Below are 13,685 nucleotides of genomic sequence, written 5' to 3'. Positions count from 1 at the left end.
CAAGATGTCGAAATATTACCACAGCTTATATTTTACTGAATACAGATTCAACAAATGCCTTAGCATCCAGCTCTAACTGTTGTAAATGGGCTTCATCAACAAAGCTTTCCATGTAAATTTTATATGAGTTTTCAGTGCCTGACGGCCGTGCGGCAAACCAGCCATTACTAGTTACCACTTTAACGCCGCCAATATCTGCATTATTGCCTGGTGCCTTGGTTAACACTGCTAGAATGGCATCACCGGCTAACTGGGTTTGCGAAACACTATTGGCATCCAGTTGTTTCAGGGCCGCTTTTTGTCCTGCTGTGGCGGGCGCGTCAAACCGCTTATACAATGGTGAACCTAGCTCTTGCGTTAACGCCTGATATTGCAAATACGGATCAATGCCGGTTTTAGCTAACATTTCGGCGGCCAATAGGCCCAAAATAAAACCATCTTTATCGGTAGACCAAGCGGTTCCGTCAAAGCGTAAAAAGCTGGCGCCAGCGCTTTCTTCACCGCCAAAAGCAACCTTACCATTGTGTAAACCTTCAACAAACCACTTAAAACCTACCGGCACCTCAAACAAAGTGCGACCACGAGCGGCAACCACGCGATCAATTAAGGCACTGGATACCAACGTTTTACCAATAGCTAACTCGTTATGCCACTGTGATCGATTAGCCAATAAGTAGTTAATGGCAACCGCTAGGTAATGATTTGGGTTCATTAAACCACCGCTTTTGGTGACAATGCCGTGGCGGTCAAAATCGGGATCATTACCAATAGCGATATCAAACTGGTCTTTTAACTTTATTAAATTCGCCATCGAATATTCAGATGAACAGTCCATGCGAATTTGCCCATCTTTATCTAACGGCATAAATGCAAACGCTGGATCAATCTTGTCGTTAACCACGGTAATGTTTAAACCATAACGTTTAGCAATGCGTGGCCAGTAAGCCAGCCCTGAACCACCTAGCGGGTCAACACCAATACGAATACCGGCTTTAGCAATGGCATCCATATCGATAACATTCTTTAAATCTTCAACATAATGCTCAATATAATCAATATGCTGGCAATAGCCGGATTGTAGCGCCAAGGCGTAAGGCATCATTTTTACGCCTTCTAACTCCTTGCTTAGCAACTCATTAGCGCGTGCTTCTATCCAATTAGTTACATCAGTGTCGGCTGGGCCACCATGCGGCGGATTATATTTTATACCACCGTCTTGCGGCGGATTATGCGATGGTGTGATCACAATGCCATCGGCGAGTTGCGATGTTGCACCAGCGTTCTGCGTTAAAATGGCATGCGAAATAACCGGTGTTGGCGTATAGCCGAAGTCTTTTTGAATACACACTTGAATCTTGTTCGCTATTAGTACTTCAAGCGCAGTAGCAAAGGCCGCTTCTGATAAGGCATGGGTGTCTTTACCTAAAAATAATGGCCCAGTAATCGCGTGCTTTTTTCGATAATCTGCTATTGCCTGACAAATTGCCAACACGTGTGGTTCGTTAAATGAGCAGCTTAATGCGCTGCCACGGTGGCCTGAAGTACCAAAACTCACTTTATGCTCTGGGTGCATTTGTACATCGGGCTCAAGTACATAATACGCCGTCATAAGTCGGCTTATATTAGGCACTAATGCGCTTGGCACCGGTTGCCCAGCAAGTGGGTGTAAAGACATAAAAATTCCTTGTTATAACAAATCACGAATGCGTTCGGCGTCCTGCTCAGTGTAACCAAGCTTAGCGGCGGTTTCGGTTAACATCATTTTTTTACGCGTTGTATTTGAGTTAGTAATAACCCAAAAATCAGTATTGGGGATCTGCTTAGGGTTAGTGCTACTACCCGCTTCTGACAGCTCTTCGGCACTGCGGCCAAAGTACAGTCGATTACGGCCTTTAATCTCCAATACTTTAGTAAATTGCTTTTTATGCGCGCGGGCTAAGGCCGATAAAATAAACAAAAACCGCCCCACCACACTCGACTCTGCTTGCAAGTCTTGCTTATGCACAAGATCAAAAATATTGTTATTAACTACTGATACCGATTCAGGGGTTATGACTTCCACCGTTTCAGGCACTGAAGCTGCAGCATCACCTAGCAGCAAACGCCGTAGGATTTCTGATGCACTTTCGCCTATTTTTTTAGTTTGACCAGCAATGTACTGATACAGCTCGTCATCTATTTCGATGGTTTTCATATATTTATTCCGCGCGCTAAAGGTGAAGCCATTATATAAAGCCTTATCGACTGACGCCAGCAACATGATTTGATAAACTAACATCCTTAACTAAATAAGCGAGTTTTCTATGCTTTTATATACCCATAGCAGTGGCCAGCACAACAGTTCAACACCTGTAGTTCTAATACATGGTCTGTTTGGTAGTTATGAGAACTTAGGCGTAATAGCACGCAGTTTAAGTGAGCAGTTTCACATAATTAACATTGATGTGCGTAACCACGGCAGATCTGAGCATAGTGAACAGATGAATTATGCACTAATGACAGAAGATCTGGCGCAAACACTTGATGCTTTAGGCATTAACCAGGTTGCACTGCTAGGCCATTCTATGGGCGGCAAACTTGCTATGGCATTTGCGCTAGCTTATCCCGAGCGCGTAACCAAACTTATTTTGGCCGATATAGCGCCAATACACTACCCACCTCGGCATAGTAATGTGTTTGCTGGTTTAATAGCCGTTAATTTAGCAAGTATAACCAGCCGAACTGATGCCGATAAACAGTTGGCGGAATTTATTACTGAGCCTGGCGTACGACAATTTTTACTAAAAAGTTTAATTAAAGAAAACGACAGTTTTGCTTGGCGCTTTAATTTAGCCGCGTTACACGATAATTATAATGAGTTAATTTCAGCCGGGGCAGAACAAGGGCAATATCTTGGACCGACGCTGTTTATTAAAGGCGGTAATTCAGATTATATTTTACCTGAATATAAACAACGCATTACGCAGCTATTCCCCAAAGCCGAAGCGAAAGTTATTCAAGACACCGGCCATTGGTTGCATGCTGAAAAACCAGCCATGTTTAGCCGATTAGTTATCGACTTTTTATTACGTTAACACACTAAATTTCTGCCAAGTTATGCTACAATGCGCGCACTTTTTTATAGCTCAGGTTTAATACCATGTCTATTGAGCAGTTTGAGTCTTTGGGTTTATGGTTTGGGCTTGGCATTTTGTATTTGTTTATCATTATGGCAATACGCGATGTGCTAAAGAAAAGTAATGCACCTAAATTCGGCCAGTTTTTTGTCTGGCTGGTGCTATTTCTTTCGCCTGCAGTGTTTATTATCAAAAGCATAGTACCGTATTTTTTTGAGCAATAAGGTTAAGATTAATGGCGAAAATTGCCACTGATCGCACCACAATTGATTTATTTGCGCAGGATAAGCGTCCCGGGCGGCCAAAAACTAACGTGTTGCCTCGCGACGAACAGCTTAAACTGAACAAGCGTAATCAAGTTAAACGTGATCGTAGTAAAGGTTTAAAGCGCATTGAGTTTAAAGTGTCTGAACAACTATATACTGCACTGAGTGAACAAGCTGAACAAGCCAAAATGACACGCAGTGCGTATTTAGAACATATTTTGGCTCAAGTTTTATCTAGGTAAGAAGGTTAGATTAATGGCAACTGTAGGCATTTTTTTTGGTAGTGATACCGGCAACACTGAGCATATCGCCAAAATGATCCAGAAAGAACTGGGTAAACATTTGTTTGATATTCGCGATATTGCTAAAAGTAGTAAAGAAGATATTGCGGCCTTTGACTTACTGCTACTCGGTATCCCTACTTGGTATTATGGCGAAGCGCAGTGTGATTGGGATGATTTTTTCCCTGAGTTAGAGAATATTGACTTTAAGAACAAGTTGGTCGCAATTTTTGGCTGCGGTGATCAAGAAGATTATGCTGAGTACTTCCTAGATGCTATGGGTACACTGCGCGATATTATTGAACCTAAAGGCGCCATTATCGTTGGCCACTGGCCAACAGCGAGTTACAACTTTGTTGCATCTAAAGCCTTAACGGACGACAAGCACTTTGTAGGTTTAGGTATTGATGAAGATCGCCAACCAGAGCTAACCGAACAGCGCGTTAAGCAATGGTGTAAACAAATATACGAAGAAATGAGCCTAAAAGAATTTGAAGGTATCTAGAAAAAGCCGGCGTTAGTGCCGGCTTTTTTAGCTGCGACTTAAGGCCGATACTGCGCCTTTTTGCGAATGTACACCGTGCGGTTTACCTCTGCCACAATCTGGTTATTACTATCCTTAATATGTACTATAAACTGCGGAAAATGTTTTTCACCACTTTCTGTCGCCCGTTTAATTGCATCAATTTCATGATCAGCTAACCAAAACTCCGCCACTAGCTTACCTTTACCTGGGGTAATAAAATTAATGTCTGCTTGTTTGTCCCAAACAATATACTCTTTACCTAGCGCCCCCATCAGCATTAACGGATAGATAGGATCGGTCATCGAAAACATTGAGCCACCAAATTGGCTATTATTAATATTACGTGTCCAAGGCCGCCCTTTTAATATCACTTTGCAGTAACGATAATCGTCGCGTAACTCTTCAACTTTTATTCCAGGAAATAAAAACGGCGGCCAAAAATTTAATAAATGCCGCATAACTGCTGGATTAAACATCCATTTCATAAACACACTCTGGTACGACCTGATAAACGCTATTGTACTTTGCAAATTGTACAGAACAAGCTTTGCTTTAAAATCTGTTAGGCATTTTGCCGTATCATTCTCCTGCCAATGCCTCTATAATCTTTGGCATGTATAAGCCAGAGTTAGAGTTTTTATGTCAGATCACAACAGTGAGTTACGCAAAGCCGGCCTGAAAGTGACCTTGCCACGGGTAAAAATTTTAGAGATCTTACAAGATCCAAAACATCAGCATATTAGTGCCGAAGATGTTTATAAAATATTACTCGATATCGGCGAAGATATTGGCCTAGCAACAGTTTATCGCGTACTAAATCAATTTGACGACGCAGGTATTATCACCCGTCATCATTTTGAAGGCGGTAAGTCAGTATTTGAATTGTCAGACGGCGAGCACCACGATCATCTTGTGTGTTTAAAATGTGGCAGAGTGGTTGAGTTTGAAGATGATGTTATTGAAGCTAAGCAGCTAGAGATTGCCGAAAAAAATGGCATTAAACTTAGCCATCATAGTTTATATTTATACGGCGAGTGTAAAGACACTGTGCAGTGTAAAAAAAATAGCGCAGCTAATTAATAACTTACACTAAAGTTAAAGCGCGTAAATTTGTTGCTTATTAAACGGTAGCAACAAAAAAGCCAGCATTTAGCTGGCTTTTTTATTAGTAATTCTCGTTACAGCAACTGTTCTAATTCCGGTAATACCGTAAATAAATCAGCAACTAAACCATAATCCGCAATTTGGAATATCGGCGCTTCTGCATCTTTATTAATTGCTACTATAACTTTTGAGTCTTTCATACCAGCTAAATGCTGAATTGCACCAGAGATCCCTACTGCAATATACAGATCAGGTGCAACAATTTTACCGGTTTGACCTACCTGCATATCATTCGGCACAAAACCCGCGTCTACCGCAGCGCGCGATGCGCCTATTGCCGCACCTAGCTTATCCGCAATGCCGTTTAATAGCGCAAAGTTTTCGCCATTTTGCATGCCTCTACCACCAGAAATAACCACGCGAGCCGCTGTCAATTCAGGACGTTCAGACTTAGTCAATTCAGCACTAATATATTTAGACACACCAGCATCGTGCACTGCCGCAACAGTTTCAACCGTTGCACTGTTACCCGTTTGTGCAGCACGGAACGCGGCTGGGCGCACCGTTAATACTTTAATTGCATCAGTAGATTTAACCGTTGCAATAGCATTACCGGCGTATATAGGCCGGACAAAGGTATCGCTGCTTTCAATGGCGATAACATCAGAAATTTGTGCTACGTCTAGCATTGCTGCCACGCGAGGTAAAAAGTTTTTACCTGTAGTCGTTGCTGCCGCCAAAATATGGCTGAAATTAGCGCCTAATTCTGCAACTAAACCGGCGATGTTTTCCGCTAATTGATGCTCATAGGCCGCATTATCAGCCAGTAATACTTTACTAACACCTTTAATGGTTGCAGCTTCATTTGCTGCCGCAGCACAATTTAAACCGGCAACCAGCACGGTAATATCACCACCAATTGCACTCGCCGCTTGCACGACCTTATGCGTTTCGCTTTTCAAGCTTTGATTGTTATGTTCTGCAATAAGTAAAATAGCCATTAGATCACCTTCGCTTCATGCTTTAATTTGTCAACCAGTTCAGCGACTGATTCCACTTTAATACCGCCTTGACGCACAGCAGGTGCAGCAACTTTTACTACGGTAACATTCGACTGCAAATTAACACCAAAACTGTCAGCCGCTTTTACTTCAAGTGGCTTCTTTTTAGCTTTCATAATATTAGGCAACGATGCGTAACGTGGCTCGTTTAAACGTAAGTCGGTAGAAACGACTGCAGGCAGTGTTAGTTCAACCGTTTGCAAACCACCATCTATCTCGCGAGTAACCTGTACCTTGTCGTCGTTTATTTGTACTTTAGAGGCAAAGGTTCCCTGCCCCATACCGGTAAGCGCAGCTAACATCTGGCCGGTTTGATTGTTATCTGAGTCAATTGCCTGCTTGCCTAAGATCACTAAGTTAGGCTGCTCTTGTGCAACTAATTTGGCCAGCAGCTTAGCAACCTGCAGTGAGTCTAAGCTCAGTTCAGTTTCTATATGTATTGCGCGATCAGCACCCAGCGCCAACGCCGTTCTTAGCTGTTCTTGCACAGCAGCAGTACCTATAGATACCACTACCACTTCAGATGCCTTACCCGCCTCTTTTAAACGCACCGCTTCTTCTATAGCAATCTCACAAAATGGGTTAAGTGCCATTTTGACGTTTGCTAAGTCAACACCTGTCTGATCGGCTTTTACACGTACTTTTACGTTGTAATCTATTACCCGTTTTACCGGCACTAATATTTTCATATGTTCCTCATTCTTTTCCCGCAAGAAATTACGCGATTCACTACAGGGTTACGTTAAGGTAAAGCTATAATAGTTATGTTTGTCACAATTTACTTACTGTTGACGTTAACGTCAACCTGCAATACCCTAAACACCATGATAAAAGCGGTGTAAGCTGTAAATAATAAACTCCAAGAGGTGCGTGCAGTGGAAAGAGAATCAATGGAATTTGATGTAGTAATAGTAGGTGCCGGCCCAGCGGGCTTGTCTACTGCGATCAGATTGATGCAACAAGCCAAAGCCGCAGCAAAAGAGCTTTCAGTCTGTGTGGTAGAAAAAGGCTCTGAAGTTGGAGCTCACATCTTATCGGGCGCAGTATTTGAAACCCGCGCGCTAGCAGAACTTTTCCCTGATTGGCAGCAGCTTGATGCCCCCGTAAAAACCACGGTTAAACATGATGATATTTATCTGTTTAAAAATGCCGAGCACGCAACCAAGTTGCCCAGCATAGCTGTACCAAAAACCATGCACAACAGCGGTAACTACATTGTATCAATTGCTAACTTGTGTCGCTGGTTAGCACAACAAGCGGAGCAATTAGGTGTAGAAATATTTCCCGGCTTTGCCGCCAGCGAAGTATTAATTGAAGACGACGTGGTCAAAGGTATTCTTATTGGTGATATGGGCTTAGATAAACATGGCCAACCTAAAGATAGCTTTACACCGGGCATGGAGCTGCGCGCTAAGTACACGGTGTTTGCCGAAGGTTGCCGCGGGCATTTGGGTAAACAACTCATCAGCCATTTTAAATTAGACCAAGGCCAGTCACCGCAGCATTATGCATTGGGTTTTAAAGAAATTTGGGATGTGCCCGCCGAAAATTATCATGAAGGCTTAGTCGTGCACTCAGCCGGTTGGCCTTTAACTGGTGACACCTCTGGTGGTGGTTATTTATATCATGGTGAAGACCAGCAAGTGATGGTGGGTTTAATTGTCGATCTTAATTATAGCAACCCGCATTTAAGCCCATTTGAAGAGTTTCAACGTTATAAACAGCACCCGGTTATTAGCCAGTATTTGAAAAATGGTAAGCGTGTTAGCTACGGCGCTCGGGCTATCACTAAGGGCGGATTAAACAGCCTACCTAAAATGAGCTTCAACGGCGGTTTATTAGTCGGTTGTGATGCCGGAACACTAAACTTTGCCAAGATTAAAGGCAACCACACCGCCATGAAGTCTGGCATGTTGGCGGCCGAAACGCTGTTTAGCGCACTGCAAACAGACGATAACGCAGGTAGAGATTTAATCGAGTTTGCTGATGCGATAAAAAACAGCTGGTTATATGACGAATTATATCGCTCACGTAACTTTGGCCCGGCAATGCATAAATTTGGTACCTTCTGGGGCGGTGCATTCAACACGCTGGATCAAAACATCTTTGCCGGTAAACTACCGTTTACACTAAAAGACAATAGTTACGATTATGCGCAAATGAAATTAGCCAGTGAGGCACCGGTTATTCATTACGCTAAACCTGATAATATTTTAAGTTTTGACCGCTTAACCTCAGTGTATTTATCCAATACCAACCACGAAGAAGAACAACCGTGTCATTTAAAGTTAAAAGATCCGCGTATTCCAATTAGTGTTAATTTGCCTAAATATAACGAGCCCGCACAACGTTACTGCCCTGCCGGGGTGTATGAAATTGTGCAAGATGAGCAAAACGAGCCTAAATTTCAAATAAACGCGCAAAACTGTATTCATTGTAAAACCTGCGACATTAAAGATCCGTCGCAGAACATTACATGGGTGACACCTGAAGGCGCTGGTGGGCCTAACTACCCGAATATGTGAGGGGCTATCGAGCATACTATGTAAACTTCAGGTTCTATATAGTATGCTCAGTTGCTGCAATTTTGTTTTAACTTTCTTAACGCTAGCTTAATTTCAAACAACTACTACCTTTAATACTGAACGTAACATATATTACTTGCAGTATCGCCTCGACAGAGACAGGAAGTAGATTGATGAACAATAAAATAAAAAACGAATTTAATTCCCAAGAGGATGTGCTTGCTGTAAAAACAGCAGTGAAAAAACTTGCAACAACAGTTGCCGCACCCTCTTTTGCTAGTGATCGCTATATGTATTTTACCGAGCGTGATCTCAACAAAATACTCACCAACCTAGACGCTTTACGTACTAGTGTATTTCCGGTCCAGAATCCAGATAATGAAATTGAAAGCCGCAAGCAGCAGAATTTCCCATCGGTTTGCCTTATTGGCTTAGGCCGCTGTGGCTCTAATATCGCGCTTGATGTCGCCTCATTAGTGTATAACGCCCGCAACTTTTACCTGAACGAATTTAATAACGAAGAAAAGCAATCTCGCGAGCAAGAATACCAACCCATGCGCTGGATTAAGCGCAGCCTGCATTTATCTAATTCTCAAGCGTTAAAGCCGGTATTCTTAATTGAGCCTTTAGTCATGCTTGGCGACTTAGATAAAGATATCGAAGGCCGTATTCGCTTTTCACATAAAGGCGAAAGCAGCGGCTTTTTGCATGATTACACCAAAATGAAAATTATGGACTTATCTGAAGTTCATGCCGGTGGTGCCGGTAACGCCCCTATTTTGGGACAATATTTAGCTAAAATTATTCTTAATAAAGATACGCAGCGTTTTGCCAACACCGATTGGAAAAATATTCACTCTTACCTTATCGACTCCTGTGGCATAAAAGCCAACCAATCGCGTTTGTATTTCTATATTTTCAGCGCTGGCGGTGGTACAGGTTCCGGCATGGCTTCTGAATTTGGTTTAGCTCAGCAATATGCCTATATGAGCAAAACCTTTGATACCCGCACCTTAGCCGAAGATGAAGAAAATCGCGGCCACTCTTTTGTCTTTGAACCTATATTTACCAGCGGTATTTGTATTTTACCGAACATTTCGGATCACGGTGTCGAAATGTCAGAAGCGCTGCATATTAATGCTGGCCGCTTATTATGTAAGTACTTAGCTGAAGAATGGGATTTTTCGTATAACTTTGATAACGAAGAAACCAGCGAATCTAGTGTTATGCATCGCATTCGCCCTTGGAACGCGATGATGCTGATTTCAAACGACATTATGCGCTATGCCGAAGAAACTGATGATGGTGGTATCCAACATATCGATGTTAACGCCATGGAAAAATATGCTAACCAATATATTTCTCAGCAAATTTTTAATATTTTAACAGCGCAAGCAGTAACCACAGATTACGACGAGAACTATTTCCGTCGTGCCGGCATCGACATCGGCGAAACTATTCGGCTAGACGCCAACGACCTGTTTATGAGTTTAGCTGGCCCGGTTGCCATAGCTTATGCTGAGTCAGTTATTCCGCCTGACGCTAACGCGACCGATAAAAAAACTGGCACCAGCTTGAATATTGATGATTTGTTTTTCCGCTCTATTGATTTACCGCACTTTAACAAAGTGACACAAGCCATTGAAGGCATAAGTTTGTTGCCTATAGAGTCGAGCAGTTATCGTGAAACCTTGGCTAACTATGTAAAAAACGGCTACAACGCTGCAGAATTGAACGATCTTCACTTCTTTAAGAACTGCTCCTCTGTAGTGTCTATTGTGTCATTACCCAAAGACTACAAGTTATCTTACATGGATCTTAACCGGTTAAAGTCGCACCTAAACTCGTTATTTCCTAACACCACATTAAAACGTTATGCGTTGGTAATAGGCGCCTCTGCCAATATTTCGCTCACAACACTAATTGTAAAAAGCCCATGTTTAAGCGATGATTTTTTAACTTTAATCGTTGCTTTTATTAAGCGCTGTTTTGCCAAAGATAATTACCGCTTTGACGAGCAATTAGACCAAGCCATGCTTAATTTTATTCGTTCAGACGAATTTGACGAAGCACAGCTTGACACCATGCTAAATGAATTTGAAAACCCAGCAAAAATTCTTGATACCAACTGGTACGCTATCAAACCAATGTACGAGAAAAAGTATCGTGAACTTATTCATAATAAAGATAAGTTTGTATCAATTAACGATATACGCTTAAGTCGCGACAGCGTTAAAAAGGCCATTAAATACCTGCGTGAAATTTATCGGCATAAAATTAGTAAGACAAAAGTTATTTCACTTAATGCACAGCCTAGCTCGCAGTCAGACGCAGCTAAGTAAATTGAGATAACCGAGAAAAAGGCTTAACAATGTTAAGCCTTTTTTTTATATGTTGTAGCGAAAAGCAGTCTTACCCCCTAAACTATCGGCACACGTTGACCCTATTGGAATTTAGTGTATTTATGTCTGACGCCACCTTGTTTCGCTTAAACAAATTTATTAGTGACACCGGTTTTTGTTCTCGGCGCGAGGCCGATAAGTTTATTGAAAATGGCCAAGTAACGGTAAACGGTGCAGTTGCGCCAGTTGGTTTAAAAGTATCGGAACAAGATCAGGTACTGATTGATGGTAAACCATTAAAAGCCAAACCAAAACGAGTGTATCTTGCTTACAATAAACCCGTGGGTATTACCTGCACTACTGAACGTCATATACAGGGAAATATTATTGACGCAGTGCGCTACCCCGAACGTATCTTCCCTATTGGCCGTTTAGATAAACCCTCTGATGGACTTATTTTTCTTACCAATGATGGTGATATCGTTAATAAAATTCTCCGCGCCGGTAATGCTCACGAAAAAGAATACGTCGTTACGGTAAATCGGCCGATTACGGAGCGTTTTATTCAACAAATGAGCCGTGGCGTGCCAATTTTAGATACCATCACCCTACCTTGCACCGTTCAACAGCGCTCAAAGCAAAGCTTTACTATTATTTTAACTCAAGGTTTAAACCGACAAATTCGGCGTATGTGTGAATATCTCGGCTATGAAGTACAAAGTTTAAAACGCACTCGCATTATGCATATTCGTGTAGCGGGTTTAAAACCTGGTCAATGGCGTTTATTAGAGCCTATTGAAATTCGTATGTTAGAACAACAACTTGTTACCTCGGATAATATTAACCAAGACAATACCGCGTTAACTAATAGCTTTGACGATTAACGTAATTTGAGGTTGTGATGCGCTTTAATTTTACTTGGCCTTATTATCTTTCATTACTCGTTGGCCCTTCGCTTTTTTTGCTTACGCTACTATCTGAGCCCGCTTTTGCGGGCATGTCGCACAGTGCATGGCTAATTAGCGGCGTTACCGCTTGGATGGCGCTATGGTGGGTTACAGAGCCAGTGCCTATTCCCGTTACTGCACTTTTACCTATCGTGCTGGTGCCGCTGCTTAGGCTCGATTCTATTAGCAACGTTACTGCACCCTACGCTCACCCGTTAATATTTTTATTTCTTGGCGGTTTTATATTATCCATAGCGATGGAGCGTTGGAATTTACACAAGCGAATTGCGCTATTAACCATGTTATTGGTTGGTAGCAAGCCTAGCCAGCAAATAGCCGGCATTATGATAGTCACCGCGTTTTTATCCATGTGGATGTCCAATACCGCTACAGCAGTAATGATGTTACCTATTGGTTTATCTATTATCGCCATGCAACAAGATCACGACTGTAAAGACGAGAATTTTGCCAAAGCGGTATTATTGGCCATTGCCTATTCTGCCAGCATCGGCGGCATTGCTACCCTTATTGGCACGCCGCCTAATGCGTTACTGGCGGCGTATCTTGAACGCAGTTACCAGTTACAGCTTAGCTTTAGCGATTGGATGCTATTTGGCGTGCCATTAGCCATTTGTTTACTCTTTTTTTGTTGGTTTTGGCTAACTCAAATCCACTTTAAATTAGATGCTTTGCCCAAACTAAATAGCCGCGCGCTTTATGCTACTCGGTTACAACAGCTAGGTAAAATGCATATCGCGGAAAAACTAGTCTTAGTTGTTTTTGTATTAGCGGCTTTTTTTTGGGTATTTAATCGCCCTATCAGTTCAATAATAGGTATAAAACTGGATGATGCCTTAATTGCTATTGCGGCGGCCTGCTTACTATTTATCTTGCCAATCTCACTAAAAACTGGACAGCGTATTTTGCAGTGGGAAGATTGCCAAAAACTACCGTGGGGTATTTTATTGCTATTTGGCGGAGGCTTAACCTTAGCGGCACAGATAGATAACTCTGGCTTATCATCTTATATCGCATTGCAAATTAGCCAGCTAGGTAATATCAATCTGGTATTACTTATTTTGTTAGTAACAACCGTCATTATATTTTTAACAGAAATCACCAGTAATACTGCGACGGCGGCGGCATTTTTACCTTTGCTTGGCCCAATTGCTGTATCGCTAAATACATCAGCTGCCATGCTAGTAATACCGGCTGCGGTAGCTGCTAGCTGCGCCTTTATGATGCCGGTGGCCACACCTCCAAACGCTATAGTGTTTGCTTCAGGTAAGTTGAAGATAATTGATATGGTGAAGGCGGGCTTAGTACTTAATATCATCGCTATTGGCTTGATTACCGTGTTTGTACTGTTTATAGCGCGCCATATCTTTCATTTTTAGTGATATCACAAGCAATAAAAAACGCAGCTCTAGGCTGCGTTTTTTAATTTGGAGCGAGTAACGAGGTTCGAACTCGTGACCTCGACCTTGGCAAGGTCGCGCTCTACCAGCTGAGCTATA

At 42.3% G+C, this 13,685-nt stretch carries 14 protein-coding genes; 9 read left to right on the top strand and 5 right to left on the bottom strand.

The window, feature by feature from the left end; translation table 11 throughout:
- Positions 1 to 25 precede the first annotated feature (25 nt).
- Both pgm and seqA read right to left on the bottom strand, forming a co-directional pair.
- Entirely contained in the window at positions 26 to 1,675 is a 1,650-nt protein-coding gene (pgm, locus tag MN199_RS05515) for a phosphoglucomutase (alpha-D-glucose-1,6-bisphosphate-dependent) (protein WP_335738692.1), read from the bottom strand.
- Positions 1,676 to 1,687: 12 nt separating this feature from the next.
- Positions 1,688 to 2,194, bottom strand: coding sequence for a replication initiation negative regulator SeqA (gene seqA, locus MN199_RS05510; protein ID WP_335738691.1), 507 nt, complete (start codon positions 2,192 to 2,194; stop codon positions 1,688 to 1,690).
- Between the two features lie 109 nt (positions 2,195 to 2,303).
- Here seqA and MN199_RS05505 point away from each other — a divergent pair, with 109 nt between their 5' ends.
- From MN199_RS05505 to fldA, 4 genes are all read left to right on the top strand, one after another.
- On the top strand, positions 2,304 to 3,074 hold the full coding sequence (locus tag MN199_RS05505) for an alpha/beta fold hydrolase (protein ID WP_335738690.1): 771 nt from the start codon (positions 2,304 to 2,306) through the stop codon (positions 3,072 to 3,074).
- A 65-nt stretch (positions 3,075 to 3,139) separates the two neighbouring features.
- The gene (locus tag MN199_RS05500) at positions 3,140 to 3,340 is read left to right on the top strand and encodes a DUF2788 domain-containing protein (protein WP_335738689.1); all 201 of its coding nucleotides are present in this window, start codon (positions 3,140 to 3,142) and stop codon (positions 3,338 to 3,340) included.
- A gap of 11 nt (positions 3,341 to 3,351) precedes the next feature.
- Complete coding sequence (gene ybfE, locus MN199_RS05495; RefSeq protein WP_335738688.1) at positions 3,352 to 3,624, top strand: LexA regulated protein; 273 nt, start codon at positions 3,352 to 3,354, stop codon at positions 3,622 to 3,624.
- 13 nt (positions 3,625 to 3,637) lie between these two features.
- Positions 3,638 to 4,168 (top strand): flavodoxin FldA, encoded by a 531-nt coding sequence (gene fldA / locus MN199_RS05490; RefSeq protein ID WP_335738687.1) that lies wholly within the window; start codon positions 3,638 to 3,640, stop codon positions 4,166 to 4,168.
- Positions 4,169 to 4,206: 38 nt separating this feature from the next.
- Here the strand turns inward: fldA and MN199_RS05485 are convergent, their stop codons facing one another.
- Positions 4,207 to 4,674 carry a DUF4442 domain-containing protein gene (locus MN199_RS05485; RefSeq protein WP_335738686.1) on the bottom strand — a complete coding sequence of 156 codons (468 nt, stop codon included), beginning with the start codon at positions 4,672 to 4,674 and terminating at the stop codon, positions 4,207 to 4,209.
- A 154-nt stretch (positions 4,675 to 4,828) separates the two neighbouring features.
- Here MN199_RS05485 and fur point away from each other — a divergent pair, with 154 nt between their 5' ends.
- Positions 4,829 to 5,269, top strand: coding sequence for a ferric iron uptake transcriptional regulator (fur, locus tag MN199_RS05480; RefSeq protein WP_132583240.1), 441 nt, complete (start codon positions 4,829 to 4,831; stop codon positions 5,267 to 5,269).
- Positions 5,270 to 5,367: 98 nt separating this feature from the next.
- Here the strand turns inward: fur and MN199_RS05475 are convergent, their stop codons facing one another.
- Together MN199_RS05475 and MN199_RS05470 are read right to left on the bottom strand one after the other, a co-directional pair.
- Entirely contained in the window at positions 5,368 to 6,294 is a 927-nt protein-coding gene (locus tag MN199_RS05475) for an electron transfer flavoprotein subunit alpha/FixB family protein (protein WP_335738685.1), read from the bottom strand.
- Entirely contained in the window at positions 6,294 to 7,043 is a 750-nt protein-coding gene (locus MN199_RS05470; protein WP_335738684.1) for an electron transfer flavoprotein subunit beta/FixA family protein, read from the bottom strand. The genes MN199_RS05475 and MN199_RS05470 overlap by 1 nt, the downstream gene beginning before the upstream one ends.
- Before the next feature lie 201 nt (positions 7,044 to 7,244).
- Between MN199_RS05470 and MN199_RS05465 the strand changes: the two genes are divergently transcribed.
- The 4 genes from MN199_RS05465 to MN199_RS05450 all read left to right on the top strand — a co-directional run bounded on the left by MN199_RS05465 (position 7,245) and on the right by MN199_RS05450 (position 13,565).
- Positions 7,245 to 8,879 (top strand): electron transfer flavoprotein-ubiquinone oxidoreductase, encoded by a 1,635-nt coding sequence (locus tag MN199_RS05465; RefSeq protein WP_418338082.1) that lies wholly within the window; start codon positions 7,245 to 7,247, stop codon positions 8,877 to 8,879.
- 290 nt (positions 8,880 to 9,169) lie between these two features.
- Positions 9,170 to 11,221 carry a hypothetical protein gene (locus MN199_RS05460; RefSeq protein WP_335739188.1) on the top strand — a complete coding sequence of 684 codons (2,052 nt, stop codon included), beginning with the start codon at positions 9,170 to 9,172 and terminating at the stop codon, positions 11,219 to 11,221.
- Positions 11,222 to 11,343: 122 nt separating this feature from the next.
- Positions 11,344 to 12,105 carry a pseudouridine synthase gene (locus MN199_RS05455; RefSeq protein WP_132583230.1) on the top strand — a complete coding sequence of 254 codons (762 nt, stop codon included), beginning with the start codon at positions 11,344 to 11,346 and terminating at the stop codon, positions 12,103 to 12,105.
- Positions 12,106 to 12,122: 17 nt separating this feature from the next.
- Positions 12,123 to 13,565, top strand: coding sequence for an SLC13 family permease (locus MN199_RS05450; RefSeq protein ID WP_335738682.1), 1,443 nt, complete (start codon positions 12,123 to 12,125; stop codon positions 13,563 to 13,565).
- The last annotated feature ends 120 nt before the right edge of the window (positions 13,566 to 13,685 follow it).

Source organism: Rheinheimera metallidurans, assembly GCF_036983985.1.
GTDB lineage: Bacteria > Pseudomonadota > Gammaproteobacteria > Enterobacterales > Alteromonadaceae > Alishewanella > Alishewanella metallidurans.
The sequence above is the reverse complement of the archived record's forward strand: the minus strand, read 5'-3'. Positions and strand labels throughout refer to the sequence as shown.